Consider the following 19,833-nt stretch of genomic DNA (forward strand, 5'->3'; position numbering starts at 1 on the left):
AAGCCGGGGATCCGACGAGGTCGGGCCCGGCTTCGTCGCGATCCCGAGGTTGACTCAGCGACCGCCGCGGACTCGGGCGGCCTGGGCCATGACGGGCCGCTGCAAGGCGGCCGGCCGCGCCGGGACGGTCGTCGCCGACGCGGCCTGCGTCCGCCGCCCGACGCGTCGGGGGCCGCTGGGGACGCTCCGGCCGGTGTTCAGGCCCAGCAGGATCGAATCCGTGGTGGTCTGCGGCGTGGTGACGTCGACGCCCGTCACGAAGTCGCCGATCGGGATCGGCGTGCCGGTGAAGTCGTTGGCGTTCGCCGCGGGGGACTCGGCCACGGGGTTGCCGTTGGGCGCGTCGTACCGGAACACGCCGTAGACGCCGTCGAAGACCAGCCGGTTGCTCTGCACCGAGTTGCCCACCGGCGACGCGAAGACGTTGAGCGCGTTGTCGAGCCGGCTGATGTAGACGCCCGTCAGGATGTTGCCCGAGATCAGGTTGCCCAGCCCCGGCAGCCCGACCTGGTTGCCCGACGACCCGATCACGACGACCCCGTGCTGCTGGAAGCCGTAGGTGACGACGATTCCGTCCGGCAGCGTCACCTGGGGATGGTCGGCGATCGAGTGGATGACCTGCGTGCCGTTGGTCACCGAGAAGTCGACCTGGCCGGCGGCGTTGGTGCCGATCTGGTTGGCGAGGATCGTGTTCCCGAGCGTGACGGCCGTCCCGGCGCCGCCGAGCTGGCTGCGGCCGCCGAAGATCTGCACGCCCGCCAGGCCGTTGGCCGAGATCAGGTTCCCCTGGATCGTGTTGTTGACGGCCGCCGTGATGAAGACGCCCAGCCCGAAGTTGGGCAGGGCCGTGAAGCCCGCGACGTCGGTGCCGATCGTGTTGCCGACCACGAGGTTCGCGCTCGAGGCCGGGGCGTTGGCGTCGAGCGAGGCGATGTTCACGCCGTTGCCGTTGCCCGAGATCAGGTTGCCGAACCCGGGGGCGCCCACGACGTTCCCCGAACCTTGCAGGATCAGCACGCCGTCCGCCTGCGAGGGGTTGTAGCGCGGGTCGGAGCCGGGCGCGAACCGCGGGGCCGGCCGGGTCGTTCCGGTGACGTCGGTGCCGACGAAGTTGCCCACCACCACGTTCTTCTGGGCGAGCGTGCCGCTGATCTCGACGCCGGCCGTCGCGTTCCCGGTGATGACGTTCCCCGACGGCGAGGACATGTCGATGCCGGCCTGCTTCGGCCGGAAGCCGCCGACCTGGATCGCCTGGGCGTTGTCGAGCATCACCCCGACCGCGCTCGAGCCGCTCCGCCCCCGCGAGTCGACGCCGATCAGGTTCGACTGGATGTGGTTGCCGACGGCCCCGGTCGAATTCACCCGGACGCCGATCAGTCCGGCGACGCGCCCCGCCGCGCTCTGGGTGATGATGTTGCCGGTCCCCTCCAGCGGGCCCGACTCGTCGTCCTTCAGGCCGCCGATCCAGTTGCCCGAAGCCTGGGCGTCGACCAAAACGCCGGCCAGGTTGCTGTACAGGTCGAGACCGAGTCCGGCGTCGTTGAACGCCCGTCCCTGGGCGTCGACGCCGATGAAGTTGCCGCGAATCGTCGTCCCCTGCGTCCTGCCCGTCAGGTAGATCCCCGCCAGGCCGTTGCCCGAGATCACGTTGCTCGCCGCGCCCGCGGCCGGGACCAGCGTCCCCGGCAGCGTCGCCACGCCGCCCCCGGCCGCATAGCCGACGACCGTGTCGACGGCGTTGTCGAGCAGCACGCCGAACAGGCCGTTGCCCACCCGCCGCGAGCCGCCGGCGTCGAGGCCGATCAGGTTGCCGGCGATCGTATTGGGCGCCGCGTTCCCCTCCCGCTCGCGGCCGGCCTGGAATTCCACGTCCACGCCGTTGCCGACGTTGCCCGAGATGACGTTCGCCGCGACGCCGCCCACGACGTTGCCGTGGCCGTTGATCAGCACGACCCCGCCGCCCCGGTTCCCGAGCCCGGCCGAGCCCGCGCCGTTCGTCCCGATGTAGTTGCCGAAGATCCGGTTGCCGTCGGCGAAGGCCTGGCTCGACGGGCTGAAGACCTGGACCCCGTCGAACGCGTTGCCCGAGACGACGTTGCCGCTGACTTCCACGTCCGAGACGCCCGTCAAGGCGACGCCGTTGCCGTTGTTGCCGATCGCCGTCGTCCCGGTCCCGTCGAGGCCGATGATGTTGCCGATGATCCGCGTCGCCGGGGCGCCTCCCTGCGAGCTGACCAACGAGACCCCGCCCTGACCGTTGCCCGAGATGATGTTCCGGAGCACCGGAAAGTCGGAGCCGACGACGACGCCCGAGACCCCGCTGAGCACCACCCCCGGCCCCCGGTTGGGGACCGCGAAGGACGCCGTCGCATCGACCCCGATGAAGTTGTTGAAGACCCGGGTCCCGGCGGCCGAGACCGTGGTGCCGGAGATCTGGACGCCCGACTGCCCGTTGCCCGAGATCACGTTGCGGCCTTCTGAAGTCGACTGCGTCGAGGCGGTCACCTCGCTGACGATCGTGTCCGGGCCCACCTGGTTGGGGCCGGAGTTGTCGATGATGACGCCGTTGCCCTGGTTGCCGATCGCCGTCCGGCCGTCGGACCCGACGCCGATGTAATCGCCGGCGATGACGTTGCCGATCGAGGCGGCGCCGAAGATCCGGACCCCCTGCGCGTCGTTGCCCGAGATCACGTTGCGGCTCGCGGTTAGGCCCCCAATCATGTTGCCCGCGGCGTTGAGGATGAACACGCCGTCAGACGAGTTGGGGAGGGCGGCCGTCCCGCCGCGATTCGTGCCGATCAGGTTGCCGGCGACCGAGTTGCCGTTGGCGCCGACGCCCGCCCCGGCGATGAGGACGCCGTAAAGGCGGTTCCCCGAGATCAGGTTGCCGCCGTTCTCGCCCACGACCGCCGTCGCGGTTCCGATACGGTTGCCGGCGGAGCCGTTGACGAGGATCCCCGAATTCTGGTTTGGCACGCTCCGCAGGCCGTCGGCCGACGCGCCGATGAAATTACCCAGGATGAAGTTCCCGCCCGAAGCCGTCTCGGGCGATCCGTTGATCACCACGCCGCTGCCGCGATTGCCCGAGATGATGTTGCGGTCGGCCTCGGACGTCCCGCCCACGGTCACCCCGGTCGACCCGTTCAGGAAGACGCCGTTGGAGAAGTTGCCGAGTTCCTGGGCGCCGGCGAGCCCCGCGATCAGCCCGTAGGCTCCGATCCGGTTCCCGGTGATCGCGACGCCGCGGGAAGCCAGAACCTGCACGCCGTTGGCCCGGTTGGCTCCGATGTTGTTGCCCCGGATCTGGACCCGGACCTGAGACGTGTCGGCGTCCTCAAGGCCGTCCAGGAAGACGCCGTCCGAGCCATTGTAGAGGTCGGCCCCGGCGGTGTTGGTGCCGATGTCGTCGCCGTCGATGAACAACCAGCCGGTGAAGCCCCCTTCGACCCCCGCGGCGTGGATGCCCGAGGCGCGATTACCGCCGACGAGGTTCGATTGCACGACCGTGACGACGTTCCCCAGCAGGAAGACGCCGTCCGAGAGGTTGCCCGTGCTGCGGCCGTCCCGCGACGCGCTCGCGCCGGCGAGGTCGGCCCCGATGACGTTCCCCAGCACGGCGATCTTCATGGCCCCGATCACGTCGAAGTCGTCGCCCGCGTCGGCGAACGTCGGCAAGCTCTTCGTCCAGGCGACCTCCAGGCCGCGCCCCAGGTTCCCGGAGAGGACGTTGGAGCGGGGATCGCCGATCGTGGGGGCCTTCCCGACCTGGACGCCGCCCGCGTTGGCGATCCGGACGCCGTCGAGCACGTTGCCGAAAGGCGTCCCAGCGGCGTCGGTCGCATCGCCGACGAGGTTCAGGCCGACGATGTTGTCGTCGATCAGGACCTTCGCGTACCGGAGCGTCGAGGCGTTCGAGCGGATGGGGTCGCTCACCGCGACGCCGCTCAGACCGTTCCCCGAGATGAGGTTGGAGGCGACCAGGATCACGGGCGTCGCCGCGGGGTCGGCAATCTGGAGCGCCGGCGACCACGTTCCGGTGGGGGCGATCTGGATGCCGTTCAGGCCGTTGGCCGTGGGCTCTCCCGACGCCGAGCGGGTGGTGAGGCCGTCGAACGAGGTCCCGATGAAGTTCTCGGCGATCGTCAGGATCCGGGTCGCGCCCCCCAGGTCGCCCTGCACGGCGATCCCGTTCAGGAGGCTCCCCGAGATCTGGTTGCCGCGGATCCAGTCGCCGGACGTTGCGTCGGCGTCGACGTCGACGCCGTCGAGGTTGCCCAGGATCAGGTTGCCGAAGCCGGCCGCACGCGACCCGGCCGGCAGCGCCCCAAGGCCGCCGATCACGTTCTGGAAGCCTCCCGCGAGCACCACGCCGCTGCCGAGGTTGCCGGCGAAGAAGACCCCCGGGAACGGCGCCGTCGCGAGCGTCGCGGCGCGGCCGATGAGGTTGCCCTGCACGAAGTTGTTCGCCGAGCCCGCCCCCAGGAACACCCCGGCCGCGCGATTCGCCGAGATGACGTTGGCGCCGTCCGGGACGTTCGCGAGCAAGGTCGAGGCAACCGACCCCGAGGGCGGGCCCACCACGTTGCCCAGCGCGCTCGCCAGCCGGACGCCGTAGGTGTTGGGGGCCGACGTGCCGTCGGGGTTGGTTCCGAGGAAGTTGTTCTGGAGCACGTTGCCCACCGCGGGGATCGTGTAGGAGGGCGAACCCTCCCGGCTGATCGTCACCAGATCGACGAGGACGCCCTCGTTCGTGCTGTTGCCGATCACGTTGGCCCACACGTCCCCGCGCAGGCCCACGAAATTGACCGCTCCGCCGCGAATCGCGACCCCGATCCCGTTGCCCAGGTCGCGGTCCAGGGCGTCGGCGCCGATGTAGTTGCCCGCGACCGTATTGAACTGAGACGTGGCGAGGGGGGCGGCAGGGGTCGAGTCCTCCGTCGGGGCCCCGTCGATCTCGATCCCCACGCCGTTGTTGCCGATGACGTTGGCCGAATCCAAAAGGACATTGCCGGCGTCGTCGGTCGATCGGCCGATGAAGTTCCAGCCGGCCCCGTCGATCAGGATGCCAATGAAGTTCCCCGGCTTGTAGTCGACGGACCGCGTCGGGACGACCCCGATGAAGTTGGCCGTGACCAGGTTCAGCGTCGCGTCAGGTCCCGAGATCTCGATTCCGGCCGCTTCGGAGTTGCCGATCCAGTTGGCGGCGATCTTGTTCCCGAAAGACTGAGAGACGAAGACGCCGTAGGTGTTTCCGAAATCCTCGAATCCGTCGGTGCCGAACCGGTTGCCGACGACCTGGTTCTCGTGGCTGGCCACCTCGGACGGCGGCTGGCCTTCGATGAAGCGGCCCTCGATCAGGACGCCGACCTCCAGGCTGCCGAAGTGGTTCCCCTCGCTCTCCAGGGCCCCCCCCACGAGGTTCTGGAAGCCGCCGGCGATCCGCACGCCGACGCCGAACGCCCCCCCCTCCGTAGCCCCCACGAAATCGTTGCCCCGCACGGTGACGTGGTAGGTCTCGATCGTCACGGCGGCGTCGAAGAAGCCGTCGAAGCCGAGGCCCTGCACCACGCTCCCGCTGTACCCGTGCGCCTGCCCCCCCGAGTCGCCGCCGAAGATGAGGCCCTGGAAGGGGGCGAAGGGGGGTGGTTCCGCGGCCGCCTGCGGCCGCAGCCGGATCTCCGGCGCTTCAAACCCATCGGTCGACGGGGCCCCTCCCCAGGCGTCGATGACCATCGGCAGCAGCACGACGAGAGGACCGTCGATTACCGGGATCACCCAGAAGTCGCCCGATCTCTCGACCCGGCTGAGGTCGAACGTGATTGTGCGGTTCGTCTCGTCGGGATGGGTGTTGAGGTACTCGATCGCGTTCCGCAGCGACCCCAGGCCGAAGTCGTTCGTGTTGACGACGACGGTCGGCGGGACGGCCCTTACGGGGTTGGAGAAGGCCGACGTGTCGCCGGCCGCCGACGTGATCGTGATCAGGATCGGGTCGGCGTCGTCGATCCCGGGCGCCGTGACGTCGATCGTCTGCGTGCCCGCGACGAGCGACACGCCCGTGACCGTCTGGATCAGGACGCCCGTCCCGTTGCGGAACTGGTAGATCTCCAGCGTCGACAGGCCGCCGACGGGCTGCCCCGGGGCGACGGTCGCCTGGATCGACAGCGCGTCCGCGTCGCGCGCCGCGCTCAAGACGTCGAGCGGCAGAAGGCCGCTGTTGGCCCCCGGCGCGATGAAGATGCTGCTCGCGTCGTCGCCGCCGTTGGCGATGTAGACGTTGGACAGGATCGTATTCTGATCCCCCGCCTGCACCGACACGCCTTGCTGGCGGTTGTTGCGGATCGTGTTCCCCTTGCCGACGTCGCCGACGAAGTTGCCGCCGGCGCCGACGATCATCACGCCGACCGCGTTGCTGAGCGCGGGGTCGCTCGCATGGCCGATCGCGTTGTTGAAGATCTTGTCGCCGGTCGCGGACGGGCCGCTGATCTGCACGCCGGCGATCGAGGACCGGATGATGAAGTTGGCGTCGGCGAGCGTCTCGCCGCCCAGTGTGTTGTCGGGCCCCTGGATCAGGACGCCGACCCCGTTCCCCACCCCGGCCTCGGTCCCGAAGAAATTGGCGGCGACGACGCCTGTGGCGCCGGCCAGGACGACACCCACGCCGTTGGCGTCGAAGGTGTCGCCCTGCACGGCCGTGTCGCTGGACAGGATGCGGACGCCCGCGCCTCCGAACCCTCGGATCGTCAGGTTCTCGATCAGGCTGTCGTCGGAGCCCGACCCGAAGACGAAGCCGTCGAAGATCGAGCCGTCCCCCTGGATCGCCAGCAGGTCCGCGGCAATCGCGGCGAAGGCGACCCGCGCGGTGATCGTCGGCAGCGGGAGGCTCGCGGGCACGTCGATGGTCGAGCCGACGGGGATGGCGAACACGATGTTCCCGCCCCCCAGCGCGTTGGCGTTGAGGATCGCCTGGTGCAGCGAGCCCGACCCCGAGTCGAAGGTGTTCGTCACCGTCAAGAGGTCGGCGATGAGCACGACGCTCGAAAAGGCCGACGTCCCGGTCGCGGACGTCGCCGTGACCACCAGCGACTGGCCGTTGGAGAGCGAACCGGCGGGGATCGTGAGCGCGTCCAGCGAGCCCGCGACGATCACGCCCTGGTCCAGGAAGGACCGGGACCCGGGCAGGCTCGGGTCGAAGAGGTAGACCTCGATCACGTCGCCCGCGACGAGGTCCTGGGAGAACCGGATGGTGAGGTCCGAGCCCAGGATCGACGCCGTGGAGACGGCCGGCGGCTGGATCGCGCCGTTGGCCGTGGGGGCGAGGTTGATGTCGCTGGAGGCCCCGGGCAGGGCGCCGTTCGTGCCGACGTACTGGTTGTGCTGTACGAGGTTCCGCACGCCCGAGAAGATGCTGACGCCGGCCTGGATGTTGAAGCCGATGAGGTTGGCCTCGCCCGGCGCGGTGCCGCCGATCCGGTCGTCGTTGGAATTGACGACCTGGACGCCGAAGAGGTTGCCGACGGCCGAGTTGGCCTCCCCCACGCCGATCCGATTGCCGATCACGAGGTCGCCTGCCGGCTTGGGCCCCAGGATCTGCACGCCGGCCGTCTTGCTGTTGCCGATGGTGTTCGCGGCCTGGCTCGTCGTGCCGCCGATGGTGTTCCCTCCGGCCCCGTTGAGCTGGATGCCGAACTCGTTCGCCGAGATCGCGTCGTTCCCCCGGGAGCCGATGTCGTTGCCGAGGATCGTGTTCCCCGTGGCCGAGGGCCCGAAGATCTGCACCCCCACCAAAGTGCTGGCGTCGACGTGGTTCGCCGAGCCGAGCGTCGTGCCGCCGATCGTGTTGCCCGCCGCGTCGTTGATCACGACGCCGTAGGCGTTGGACGCGGCGACCCCCGACCCGGGGGTGAAGCCGATCGTGTTGCCGAGCACGGTGTTGCCCGTCGCGCCCAGGCCGGCGATCGAGACGGCGGCGTGCGAGCTGTTGCCGATGAAGTTGCCGTCGCCGGCGTCGCCGCCGACGACCACATTGGCGGATCGGAAGACCTGGACGCCGTCGACGTTGCCGAGCGCGGCGCCGGACGCGTCCATGCCGATGAAGTTCCCGGCGATCACGCTCGCCGCCGTCGAGTCGAGCACCTGCACGGCGGCGGTCGCGCTGTTGCCGATGACGTTGCCCGAGCCGGCGGCCGACCCGCCGATCGTGTTGCTCCCCGCCTGGTTGATCAGCACGCCGATCGGATTGCCGCGGGCGACGTTCGAGGCGTCGGCGCCGATGAGGTTCGCCCGCACGACGTTGCCGGCGGCCGTCGAACCCGAGATCAGCACCCCCGCGACGGTCGTGAAGCCGATCACGTTGGCCGAGCCCGCGGCCCCGATGATGTTGTTCGCCCCGCCCTCGATGAAGACGCCCTCGCCGAGGCCTTCGGAGTCCGCGCCCAGCGTGTTGCCCAGGATCTGGTCGCCGCTCGACCTCACGCGGACGCCCGCCCCTCCGAAATCCCGGATGGTCAGGAACTGGACCGTGCTGCCGTCCGACCCCGCGGCCAGGGTGAGGCCGTCGAACGAGCCGCCGCCGCCGTCGATCGCGACGTCCGTGCGGCTCGTGCTGTTGATCGTGACCTGCCGCTGGATCGGATCGAGCGCGGAGAGCAGGTCGATCGTCGTCACGGCGGGGTCGAACGCGATCGTGTGGGGGGCGCTCGCGTCGGCGTTGGCCTGCTGGATCACGTCCCGCAAGCTCCCCGGCCCGGCGTCATCGCCGTTCAGGACGAGGAAGGCCGTCAGCAGGATCCGATCCTCGCAGACCTCGATCGCGGGCCTCGCGAGGAGTCGTTGGGAGGCGCGATCGGGCCGCCGACGGGGACTGCGCTGGGACCAGGTCATGGGAATCTCCACCTCGCGAGATGCTGTCGACGTTCGGGCGATCCTACGGCTGCCGACGGCGCTCGGGACGACGATCGAAGGCCGGGCGCGACGGACCTCGACGCCGCCGACCGGGCGTGTCGAGAGGGCGGTTCACATCGGTCGAGATGTTGAACCCGATCGTGGAGCAGTGATGCGTGATTGCATTTAAATGCCTGGTAACGGGGCCCGCAAACAAATTCCTGAAAATCGTCTTTGCGAGAGGGAAGGCCTCGGCAAGCAGGCTTAATCCGTGTTGATTTGGATCATAATGTTTTATTTAAAACGATGCGCGGCGGCCTGTCTGGATTCCGGGAAAGGATAGCCGACGTAATTCGCCGGAACAAGTTGAATGTCCCTATCTTCCCAGGTTTCCCATGTTCACTCCACGTTCGGATTCGAGAGTCGACCTTGATGGCAACGTGGGTCGTTCCGCGACACATCGACTCCAAGTTCAAAAAAACCTGAAAGCGGCAATTAAGTCCATTATTGAGGTCGGGTTGATCTCGGGTGAAGTAAGCCGTTCGCTCGCCAAGTCGTGGTTGTCTGCGTGCTGGCATGTTCCGAAAAAAGCAGGCTGCGGCCGGGAAGCCTTGTCACAATCGATCCCGAATCCCGCATTCTCCTGCGACGGGTGGAGACGGCGAAGTGGGCCGTGGAAGAGAACGGTCGAAGAGCCGTCCGGATCGGGTTTTTCGTTTGCATTCGCGGTGCTTGCGGCCTCAGAATGAACCCCCCTGGCCGATCGCCGCGGATGCGTCGCCCGGATGCTGATATCGAGGATCGTGGGCGGGCGGGCCATGTCGCGGCGCCTCGCGTGCCCCGCCATATCGCGGCGGGCTCGCCTCGGGGACGACGGCCGACGGCCTCGGTCTCGTCCCGCGGCCCGGATCCGAACGGTCCCATACTAAAGAGGACTTACGTCATGCCGCGCGATGAGAGTCTGCAGCACAAGCTCGACCGGGTCCGCCCGCCCCGGGTGCAGATCACCTATGACGTCGAGATCGGCGGCGCCCAGGTCAAGAAGGAGCTCCCCTTCGTCCTGGGGGTTCTCGCCGACCTCGCGGGGCATCCCGACCCGGACGCGCCGCCGCTCCCCGAGCTGAAGGACGAGAAGCGCAAGTTCGTGGAGATCAACCGGGACAGCTTCGACCGGGTGATGAAGGGGATCAAGCCCCGGCTCGCACTCCGCGTCGACAATGCGATCCAGGGCGACGGCACCAAGCTCGGGGTCGAGCTCAAGTTCGACTCGATCGAGGACTTCGAGCCGGTCCGGGTGGTCGAGCAGGTGGAGCCCCTCCGCAAGCTGTTGGAGGCCCGCCGCAAGCTCGCCGAGCTGAAGTCGAAGGTCGTCACCAACGACCGCCTCGAATCCCTGCTCCAGCGGATCATCCACGACGCCGACCAGCTCTCGCGGCTCAGCCGCGAGACCGGCGGCGACGCCCCGGCCGCCAGCCAAGAGGAGACCCGCTCATGAGCGCCGCCGAAGAACGCAAGGCCGCCCCCGCCGCGGCCCCCGAGGCCGCCGCCGTCGAGCCCAAGGGGGACGCCAACCTGCTCGACGAGATCCTCAAGGCCAACCGGGTCGGCGAGGGCGAGCCCGAGCTGCGCAAGTACCACTCGGACCTCGTCGGCGAGTTCGTCGAGAGCATCATGGCCGGCGAGATGAAGGTCTCCGCCGACACCGAGCGGATGATCAACGACCGCATCGCCGAGATCGACGCCCTGCTGAGCGACCAGCTCAACGTGATCATGCACGACCCCGAGTTCCAGAAGCTCGAGGGCTCGTGGCGGGGGCTCCACTACCTGGTGAAGGAGTCCGAGACCAGCCCGATGCTCCAGATCCGGGTGCTCAACACCTCCAAGAAGGAGCTGCTGCGCGACCTGGAGCGGGCCAAGGAGTTCGACCAGAGCGCCCTGTTCAAGAAGATCTACTCGTCCGAATACGACGTCTACGGCGGGACCCCCTACGGGGCCCTGATCGGCGACTTCGAGTTCGGCAAGCACCCGCAGGACCTGGCCCTGCTGAAGCGGGTCTCGCAGGTCGCGGCGGCCTCGCACGCCCCCTTCCTGTCGGCGGCGGCGCCGCAGATGTTCGGCTGGGAGAGCTACGAGGAGCTGCCCCACACCCGCGACCTCGCCGAGATCTTCCGGTCCCGCGAGTACGACAAGTGGAAGTCGTTCCGCGAGAGCGAGGACTCCCGCTACGTCGGCCTCTGCCTCCCCCGCACGCTGATCCGGGCCCCCTACGGCCAGGCCAACGTGCCGGTCGAGGAGTTCAACTACGAGGAGGACGTCGACGGCCGCTCGCACGAGAAGTACCTGTGGGCCAACGCCGCCTACGCGATGGGCGCCCGAATGACCGACGCCTACGCCAAATACGGCTGGTGCGCCTGGATCCGGGGCGTGGAGAACGGCGGCCTCGTCCAGGGCCTGCCCCTCCACAGCTTCACCACCGACGACGGCGAGATCGCCAACAAGTGCCCGACCGAGATCCAGATCGGCGACCGCCGCGAGAAGGAGCTGGCCGACCTGGGGTTCATCGCCCTGGCGCACTGCAAGAACACGGACTACGCCGCGTTCTTCTCGGCCCAGTCCTGCCAGAAGCCGTTCGAGTACGACACCGACGCCGCCACGGCCAACGCCCGGCTGTCGACGCAGCTGCCGTACATCCTGATGACGTCCCGGTTCGCCCACTACCTCAAGTCCATCGCCCGCGACAAGATCGGCTCGTTCATGAGCCGCAAGGACTGCGAGCTGTGGCTGAACACGTGGATCACCAACTACGTCTCGCCGGACGAGACGGCGTCCGAGAACACCAAGCGCGAGAAGCCCCTCTTCGACGCCAAGATCAACGTCGAGGACGACCCCCGCCGGCCCGGCTGCTATCGCGCCATCGCCTTGCTCCGGCCGCACTACCAGCTCGACGAGCTGACCGTCTCGATGCGGCTGGTCTCCGAGCTGCCGGCCGGGGCCTCGAAGTGACCCGATCGGGAGCGCTCCCGGCCCTGAGGGATCAGGGCGACGTCTCCGACTTCGTTTCTTGATTTCCGGGTGCAGGGTGGACCTACGGCCCCCGAGGGGGCGACCAAACCGAGGAGAGAACGATGGCAGTGGTCGACTATTTCTTGAAGATCGACGGCGTCGACGGCGAATCGACCGACTCCAAGCACAAGGCTTCGATCGACGTCGAGTCCTGGAGCTGGGGCGAGACCAACAGCGGCGACGCCGCGACCCGCGGCGGCATGGGGGCCGGCAAGGTCGCCATGCAGGACTTCCACTTCGTCATGAGGGTGAACAAGGCCACCCCCAAGCTGTTCGAGAAGTGCGCCACCGGCGAGCACATCAAGAAGGCCGTGCTCACGTGCCGCAAGGCGGGCAAGGACCAGCAGGAGTACCTGAAGGTCACGCTGGAAGACCTGATCGTCTCCAGCTACCAGACCGGCGGCTCGGGCCACGGCGAGGTCGTCCCCGTCGACCAGGTCAGCCTGAACTTCTCGAAGATCGAGTTCGAGTACAAGGAACAGAAGTCCGACGGCTCGCTGGGCGGCTCCGTCAAGGCCGGCTACGACCTCAAGGCCAACAAGAAGGTCTGACCGCCGGCCGGCCAGACGGAACTCGACGCAGCGCGGCCGCCCCGAAGCCCGGGACGGCCGCGTTTCCGCGTTCGCGGCGATCGCCCGTCCCAGGAGTCCTCGCCATGGCCAAGATCCCGGCCGCGCCGCGGTTCCCGCATTCGCTGTGGGACCGCCTCACCAATCCCGACCTGCTGGTCGGCGAGTCGTCCGACGCGACGGCGACGTCGCGGCTGGACCGGCTCCGGCGCGAGGTGCTCGCCCACGTCGAGTGGATCCTCAACGCGCGATGCTGCGTCGGCGCGGCGATCGAGGGGTCCGAGATCCTCCGCTCCTCGCTGGTCGGCTACGGGCTGCCCGACATCTCGGGCCTCCGCACCGGCGACCCCCGCGACCGCGGCCAGCTCGAACGGATGATCGAGGACGTCATCCGCCGGTTCGAGCCCCGGCTCAAGGACGTCCGCGTCGAGTTCAACGCCGCCGCCCGCGACGCGGCGAGCACGACCCTGAACTACCGGGTGTCGGCCGTGATCAAGGTCAAGCCGATCGCCCAGCCCATCCTGTTCGACACGGTCCTGGAGCTGGGCGGCCGGGCGTTCCAGGTCCGCGGCCCCGGTTGAGCGCCCCCGCGGCCCCCCGCGACGGACGGAGGCGGAGTTGAAGGTCACCGACGAGCTGCTCGACTACTACAGCCGCGAGCTGGTCTACCTCCGCGACATGGGAGACCACTTCGCCCGGGCCCAGCCGGCGGTCGCCGGCCTGCTGGCGCTCTCGGCCGGTCGCTGCGAGGATCCCCACGTCGAGCGCCTCATGCAGGCGTTCGCCCTGCTCACGGCGCGGATCCGCAAGAAGCTCGACGACCGGTTCCCGGAGATCACCAACGCCCTGCTGGAGGTCGCCTACCCCCACGCCCTGCGGCCCCTGCCCTCGGCGACGGTCGTCCAGTTCGAGGGCGGAGGCGACGCGGCCGGGGCGGCCGAAGGCCGGACCGTCCCCCGCGGCACGGCGCTCACGGCCGCCGTCGAGATCGACGGGGTCCGCTGCCGGTTCCGGACCTCGCATCCCGTCGCGCTCTGGCCGGTGACGGTCGAGGCCGCCGTCCTCTCGCCCGACCGCGTGGTGCAGGCGGGGAAGCCGGCCGGGGCCGTCGGCCTGCTCAGGCTCACGCTGCGATGCCAGGCGTCGGGCGGCTGGGCCGAGGTCAAAGGGCTCGAATCCCTGCGCTTCTACCTGGACGGCGGCGAGCCGGTGGCCTCGGTCCTCTACGAATGCCTGTTCGATCGCCTTTGCGAGGTCTGGATCACGGGCTCGGCCGAGGGCCGGGGGCCGTTCCGCAGGGTGCTGCCGAGGTCGGCGGTGAAGCCCGTCGGCTTCGGGGCCGACGAATCGCTCTACCCCGATCCCGGCCGATCCTTCCCGGGATATCGGCTGCTCCAGGAGTTCTTCGCCTTCCCGCAGAAGTTCCAGTTCTTCGACCTCTTCCTGAACGAGGCGTACGAGGGAACGCACCCGCCGCTCGGGCGGGAGAAGCTGGGCCCGACGATCGAGGTCCACTTCTGGCTCGACGCCGCGCCCCGGTCCGACCTGGCGGTGCGGCCGACGAACTTCCGGCTGGGCTGCACGCCCGCCGTCAACCTCTTCCGCTGGGTCCCCGAGCCGACCCCCCTGACCCAACTCCAGACCGAATACCGGATCCTGCCGAGCGTCGAACACCCGACCGGGTTCGAGGTCTTCTCGGTCGACCGAGTCGTCAGCTCGGGCTCGTTCCTCGAAGGCTCCTACGATTTCCAGCCGTTCTACGCCATGCGGCACGGGACCCGCGAGGCCGACCGCGAGGCCTTCTGGCTCGCCAGCCGCCAGCCTTCGCCGATCGACGGCGGGACCGAGCTGTTCCTCTCGTTCGTCGACTCCCGTTTCGACCCCCTCCTGCCGGCCGTCGAGAAGATCACCGCCCACCTGACCTGCACGAACCGCAACTTGCCGGCGAGGCTCCCGTTCGGCGGCGACCAGGGTTTCCTCGAAGCCGAGACCGAGACCGCGGCGGGTCGGGCGCGACTGCTCATGCAGCCGACCGAACCCCTGCGTCCCCCAGTCGGCCGATCGGTCCAGTGGAGGCTGATCTCGCAGCTGGCGCTCAATCACCTCTCGCTGACGCCGTCGGAGCCGGGCGGCGAGTCGGCCGGCGGGGCCGAGGCGCTCCGCGAGCTGCTGGCGCTCGCCACCCTGCCGAGCGGCGACGACCGGATCGACGACGCCAACGCCAAGATGATCCGGGGCGTGCTGGAGGTCTCGCACGAGCGGGTCGCGGCGCGGGTCGCCTATCCCGACCCGGGCGACGATCCGGGGGGACCGGGGGCGCGACGGCGGCGGCTGATGGGCAAGCCCCTGTCGATGGGCCTGGAGATCCGGCTCGTCCTCGACGACGACGCGTTCCCGGGCGCGCGGGCGTTCCTGCTGGCGGCGGTCCTCGACCGGTTCCTCGGCGGCTACGTCGGGATCAACGGCTTCACGCGGCTCGTGGCGACCACCAAGCAACGGCGGGGGACCTGGCGATGGCCGGCTCGGAGCGGAGATCGGATGCTGATCTGATCGACCGGCTCCGCGAGGAGCCGTATCGATTCGACTTCTTCCAGGCCGTCCGCCTCCTGACGCGGATCGCCGACGACCGCGCGCCGGTCGGGCGCGACGCCCCCTTCGGCGACGAGGCCGTGCGGTTCGCCCAGTACGTCTCGCTCACGTTCCCGGCCAGCGCGGTCGACCGGATCGAGGGCCTCGCGCGGCCGTCGACAGCCTCGGCCGACGCCGGGCCCGCGCCGCCCCCGACCTTGACCACGACGTTCTTCGGCCTGCTCGGGCCGAGCGGGGTCTTGCCCACGATCTACACCGAGGAGCTGATCGGCCCCCAGGCCCGCCGCCGCGGCCCGGCGGTCGAGTTCCTCAACTTGTTCCACCACCGCCTCGTCTCGCTCTTCTTCCGGGCCTGGGAGAAGTACGACCTGCCCTCGCAATGGGAGAACGGCCGGGTGGCGGATGACGGCGACCGGGCCGCCGCCGGCGCGGACGGCGACGCCTTCGCCTCGTCGCTGTTCCACCTGCTGGGGCTCGGCCCCGAATCGCTGCGCGGCCGGATGGCGGTCGGCGACGACTCGCTCCCGTTCTACACCGGCCTCTTCGCGCAGCAGCATCGATCCGCCGTGATGCTCGAACGACTGCTGGTCGATTATTTCGGCCGGCCGTTCCAGGTCCTCTCGTTCGTCGGCCGCTGGCTGCGGCTCAGGCCCGAGGAGCGGACCCGGCTGGGCCGCCGCGGGTCGTTCGCTCGGCTGGGGGTCGACGCCGTCGCGGGGGGGAAGGTCTGGGACGTGCAGAGCAAGTTCCGCGTCCGCGTCGGGCCGCTCTCGCTGGAGGAGTTCCACGAGTTCCTCCCCGACGGCCCGGCCTCGAAGCGGCTCACGGATCTCGTCCGGTTCTACGATCGCGGCGAGATGGACTTCGACGTCCAGCTCGTGCTGAAGAAGGAGGACGTACCCCCCTGCCGCGTGGGGAGCGGCGCCGACGCCGCGAGGCTCGGCCGGTCCGCCTGGCTGAAGGTCCGGCAATTCGACCGCGACGCCGCCGACGCGGTCCTGCGGCCGGGTTGACGGCGGAGACGCGCGATCCGACGCTTGGCCCCTCGTGGCTGTCGTCGTCGCATGCTAAATTGAATCCACATTGGTGCGAACGGGCGTCGGTCGCCGGGTCGAGTCGCGGGTTGAGCGGGGGGCGAGGCATGCCGAAACGGCCCGTGCACTGGTTCGAGGGGATGTTCCTCAAGCCCCACCATTTCCAGGCGGCCGAGCGCTGGACGCGCGAGCGGATCCGCGAGTCCGAGGACTGGCTGCAGCCCCACGACTGGGGCGTCCGCTCGATCGAGTTCGACGCCGACGCGATCGCCAACCGCACCTTGCGGGTGACCTCGTGCCAGGCGCGGTTCAAGGACGGCACGACCGTCTCGATCCCCGACGAGGCCGCGCTCGACCCGGTCGAGCTGGGCCCGGCCCTGGCCCGGCGCGAGCGGCTGATGGTCTACCTGGCCGTCCCCGCCTGGCAGCCCGGCCGGCCCAACGCCCAGCGCGAGGCGATCGAGGACGCGCCCCGGTTCCTCGTCGGCTCGCTGGAGTGCCCCGACGAGAACACCGGCGGCGACGAGGAGGAGATCGAGTTCCGCAACCTCCAGGCCCGGCTGCTGCTGGAGGATCAGCTCGCCCCCGGTTTCGAGACCCTCCCCATCGCCCGCATCGAGCGGGCCGGGAGCGACCAGGCCCCGCCCCGCGTCGACCGCTCGTACGTCCCGCCGGTCCTCGGCCTCGACGCCTGGCGGCCGCTGCACGACGACGTCCAGGCCCTCTTCCGGCAGGTGGAGGCCTGGATCGACCAGGAGGCCTCGCAGGTCGTCGGCCGCAAGATCGCGTTCGACAGCCAGGTCCTCGGCGACGCCGAGCGGATCCTGCGGCTCTCGGCCCTGAACACGGCTTACGCCGCCTGGCAGGGCTTCCTCTTCACGCGCGGGCTGCACCCGCTGGCGATGTACGGCGAACTCTGCCGGCTGCTCGGCCAGCTCGCGATCTTCGGCGAGAGCCGCCGGCCCGTCAAGGTGCCGAGCTACGACCACGACGACATCGGCCCGTGCTACGCGGTCGTCCTCGCCGAGATCCGCCGCCTGCTCGGGTCGCTGGGCCGCGTCCCGTTCGAGCGGCGGTATTTCCAGCTGGAAGGGCCCCGCTTCCAGGTCGCGCTCGAGCCCGACTGGACCCTGGAGACGACGAAGCTCTACATCGGGGTCGAGACCGCCGAACTGACCGACGCCGAGTGCGACGCCCTGATGAAGTCGACCGACTGGAAGCTGGGGAGCGGCGAGCAGGTCGAGACCATCTTCAAGAGCGGCGGCGCCGGCCTGGGCATGAAGCCGCTGAACCGGATACCCCCCGCGCTGCCGGGGGGCGTCGTCTACTTCGAGATCGTCCGCAACGCCGAGCCCTGGAAGGACGTCGTGCGGACCCGGATGCTCGGGCTGCGATTCAAGCTCGAACGCGGCAAGTTCCTCAGCGCGCAGATGCTGGCCCTCACCAACCCGACGACCCAACGCACGGTGAATCTCCAGTTCGCCGTGTTCGTGGTCAAGTCGCAATGATCGAAGGACGGCGATGACGGACGGCTTCGCAGACCTGGTGATGCCCCTCTTCCGCAAGGTCCTCGACCTCCGACGGCGCCTGGAGCGCGGCGAGGCCCGCACGCTCGACGACGCGATGCGCCAGGTCCAGTCGTGGATCGACGAGGCGGGCCGACGCGCCGTCACCGATCCCACGCTGGGCCGCGTCTTCGACGAGGCGCGATACGGCCTCGTCGCCTGGATCGACGAGGTGCTGACCGATTCGGAGTGGGGCCATTCGGTGGGCTGGGGCTTCGAGCAGCACGTGCTGGAGTGGCTCACCTTCCGCAGCCACGACCGCGCGTGGCGGTTCTACGAGCACGCCGAGGACCTGGACGCCCGCGGGGCCTTCGACCCTCTCGAAGCCTATCTCGTGTGCGTCACGCTCGGGTTCCGGGGCGAGTTGGCCCAGGACCCCGATCGCATGACCGACTGGGTCGAACGCATCTATGCGCGCGTCGGCGAGGGGGGCTCCGTGGAGTCCCGGCCGTTCCCGGAAGAGGAACCCGGCGCCGGCCTGCAGCCGCTCCGGGGGCCGTCGCTGCTGGTGAAGGTCAGCGCGTTGGCCGCGTTCACGCTCCTGTTCACGCTGGCCGCGTACCTTTTCGCGATCCATCACGATTATTATTCGGCCGGTTGATCCCAACCGCGCCGGGGTCCAGACCAGGCGGGATGCTCCGTTGCTCAAGTCGCTCCTCGAGACGCACGTGCTGATGGTGGCCCTGGGGATCCTCGCCGCGGTCGCCGCGGGCCTGGCCTTCCTCTGGGCCAAACATCCGTTCCGCTGGATCCTGGCGTTGCTGGCGATCGGCTGGGTCGGACTGGTCGCGACCTACGATTTCGACGGCCTCGACCTGGATCCTCGGCTCCCGGCCGAGTTCGCCCGCTGGCTGCGGCCGTGGGCCCTGGTGCTGGGGCTGATCGTGCTGGGCCTGGCCCCCCACCTGGTCTCGACTCTCCTCGCCGGCCGCGGCCGGAAGGCGCCTGCGCAGGAGGGCGCGGCGGCCGGCGACCTGGAATCGGCCCTCGACGAGATCGACGCCCGCCTGAGCCAGGCGCGATACGACGCCGGCGGCCAGGAAGTCTTCCTGCTGCTGGCGCGCGAAGAGACTCTGGCCGCCGACATGGTGCGGGCCTCGGGGATGAACCTGTTCGCCGCCGCCCCCGCCGCGGCCGAGGCGCCGGTCCACGCCTACGCCTCGGCCGACGGCCTCTTCCTGAGCTGCTCCGGGGCCGCGTCCTGGGGCGGATCGGACGGCTCGGGGACGTCGCGTCTCGAACGCCTCTGCGGCTGGATCGCCGGGCTCAACCCGGAGAAGCCGCCGATCCGCGGCGTCGCCGTGCTAATCCCCCTGGATGAGGCGACTTCGCCCGAGGCCCTGAAGACCGTCGGCCCCCTGCGTAACGACCTGCAGGTGATCCAGGCCGGGCTGAAGGTCCGCTGCCCCGTGATCGCCGTATTCTGCCTGCGGGACGGCCGCTCGGGGTTCGGCGAGTTCGCCGCCAGGATGCCCGCGGCGCTGCGCAACAACCGCTGCGGCTTCTCGACCCCGGCGTCGCGGCCCTTCGACCACGCCGTGGCCGAGAAGGGCTTCCGCTGGTTCGTCCGCTGGCTCCAGAGCTGGTCGCTGAGCCTGATGGCGGGGGACTACCCGGCGAGGGAAGGCAACGCGAAGCTCGTCGAGCTGAACGCCGCCATGCGTCGTGACCTGCCGGCGCTCGGCACGTTCGTCGAGGCGGCGTTCTCGACCCACGCGCGAGCCGAGCCCGTCCTGGTGCGCGGTTGCTACGTCGCCCTCTGCGGGGCCGAGCCCGCGGACCAGGCGTTCGTCGCGGGACTGCTGAAGGGTCCGAAGAGCAAGATGGCGGCCGACGCGAAGCTCGCGACCTGGGCCCGCGAGGCCGGGCGGGTCGACCGCTCATACCGGCGAGCCGCCCTGACGCTGGCCGCGGCGAGCGTCGCGCTGGCGACCCTCGTGTGGCTGCTGGCGATCGCCCCCCGGCTCCAGGCCGTCTCCCCAGGCGCGTCGAGCGGCCTGGGATGGCTCGCCTGGGCCGGCCTCGGGGTCTTGGCCGCGACCTGGATCGGCGTGCTGCTGTCTCCGAAACTCCGGCGGTCCAGGCCGCCGGCGACGCCCTGACCAGGACCGAAGCCGTTTCGCCCGGGAGGCC

At 69.7% G+C, this 19,833-nt stretch carries 10 protein-coding genes; 9 read left to right on the forward strand and 1 reads right to left on the reverse strand.

The features are described from left to right. Positions 1-54: 54 nt before the first annotated feature. The gene (locus tag PZE19_RS18505; protein ID WP_277862113.1) at positions 55-8,880 is read right to left on the reverse strand and encodes a hypothetical protein; all 8,826 of its coding nucleotides are present in this window, start codon (positions 8,878-8,880) and stop codon (positions 55-57) included. A 943-nt stretch (positions 8,881-9,823) separates the two neighbouring features. Between PZE19_RS18505 and tssB the strand changes: the two genes are divergently transcribed. The 9 genes from tssB to PZE19_RS18550 all read left to right on the forward strand — a co-directional run bounded on the left by tssB (position 9,824) and on the right by PZE19_RS18550 (position 19,802). Then, entirely contained in the window at positions 9,824-10,375 is a 552-nt protein-coding gene (tssB, locus tag PZE19_RS18510) for a type VI secretion system contractile sheath small subunit (protein WP_277862114.1), read from the forward strand. Beyond that, complete coding sequence (tssC, locus tag PZE19_RS18515) at positions 10,372-11,883, forward strand: type VI secretion system contractile sheath large subunit (RefSeq protein ID WP_277862115.1); 1,512 nt, start codon at positions 10,372-10,374, stop codon at positions 11,881-11,883. Before tssB ends, tssC begins: the two co-directional genes overlap by 4 nt. Before the next feature lie 122 nt (positions 11,884-12,005). Next, complete coding sequence (locus PZE19_RS18520) at positions 12,006-12,494, forward strand: Hcp family type VI secretion system effector (protein ID WP_277862116.1); 489 nt, start codon at positions 12,006-12,008, stop codon at positions 12,492-12,494. Between the two features lie 104 nt (positions 12,495-12,598). Then, on the forward strand, positions 12,599-13,093 hold the full coding sequence (gene tssE / locus PZE19_RS18525) for a type VI secretion system baseplate subunit TssE (protein WP_277862117.1): 495 nt from the start codon (positions 12,599-12,601) through the stop codon (positions 13,091-13,093). Positions 13,094-13,130: 37 nt separating this feature from the next. Then, positions 13,131-15,062 (forward strand): type VI secretion system baseplate subunit TssF, encoded by a 1,932-nt coding sequence (gene tssF / locus PZE19_RS18530; RefSeq protein ID WP_277862118.1) that lies wholly within the window; start codon positions 13,131-13,133, stop codon positions 15,060-15,062. Beyond that, positions 15,026-16,114 carry a type VI secretion system baseplate subunit TssG gene (tssG, locus tag PZE19_RS18535; protein WP_277862119.1) on the forward strand — a complete coding sequence of 363 codons (1,089 nt, stop codon included), beginning with the start codon at positions 15,026-15,028 and terminating at the stop codon, positions 16,112-16,114. The genes tssF and tssG overlap by 37 nt, the downstream gene beginning before the upstream one ends. A 128-nt stretch (positions 16,115-16,242) precedes the next feature. Then, positions 16,243-17,643, forward strand: a complete 1,401-nt coding sequence (gene tssK, locus PZE19_RS18540) for a type VI secretion system baseplate subunit TssK (protein ID WP_277862120.1) — start codon at positions 16,243-16,245, stop codon at positions 17,641-17,643. 13 nt (positions 17,644-17,656) lie between these two features. Further along, positions 17,657-18,301 (forward strand): DotU family type IV/VI secretion system protein, encoded by a 645-nt coding sequence (locus PZE19_RS18545; protein ID WP_277862121.1) that lies wholly within the window; start codon positions 17,657-17,659, stop codon positions 18,299-18,301. 40 nt (positions 18,302-18,341) lie between these two features. Continuing rightward, positions 18,342-19,802: a type VI secretion protein IcmF/TssM N-terminal domain-containing protein gene (locus PZE19_RS18550; RefSeq protein ID WP_277862122.1), complete on the forward strand. Its 1,461-nt coding sequence runs from the start codon at positions 18,342-18,344 to the stop codon at positions 19,800-19,802. The last annotated feature ends 31 nt before the right edge of the window (positions 19,803-19,833 follow it).

It is taken from the genome of Paludisphaera mucosa (assembly GCF_029589435.1).
Taxonomy (GTDB): domain Bacteria; phylum Planctomycetota; class Planctomycetia; order Isosphaerales; family Isosphaeraceae; genus Paludisphaera; species Paludisphaera mucosa.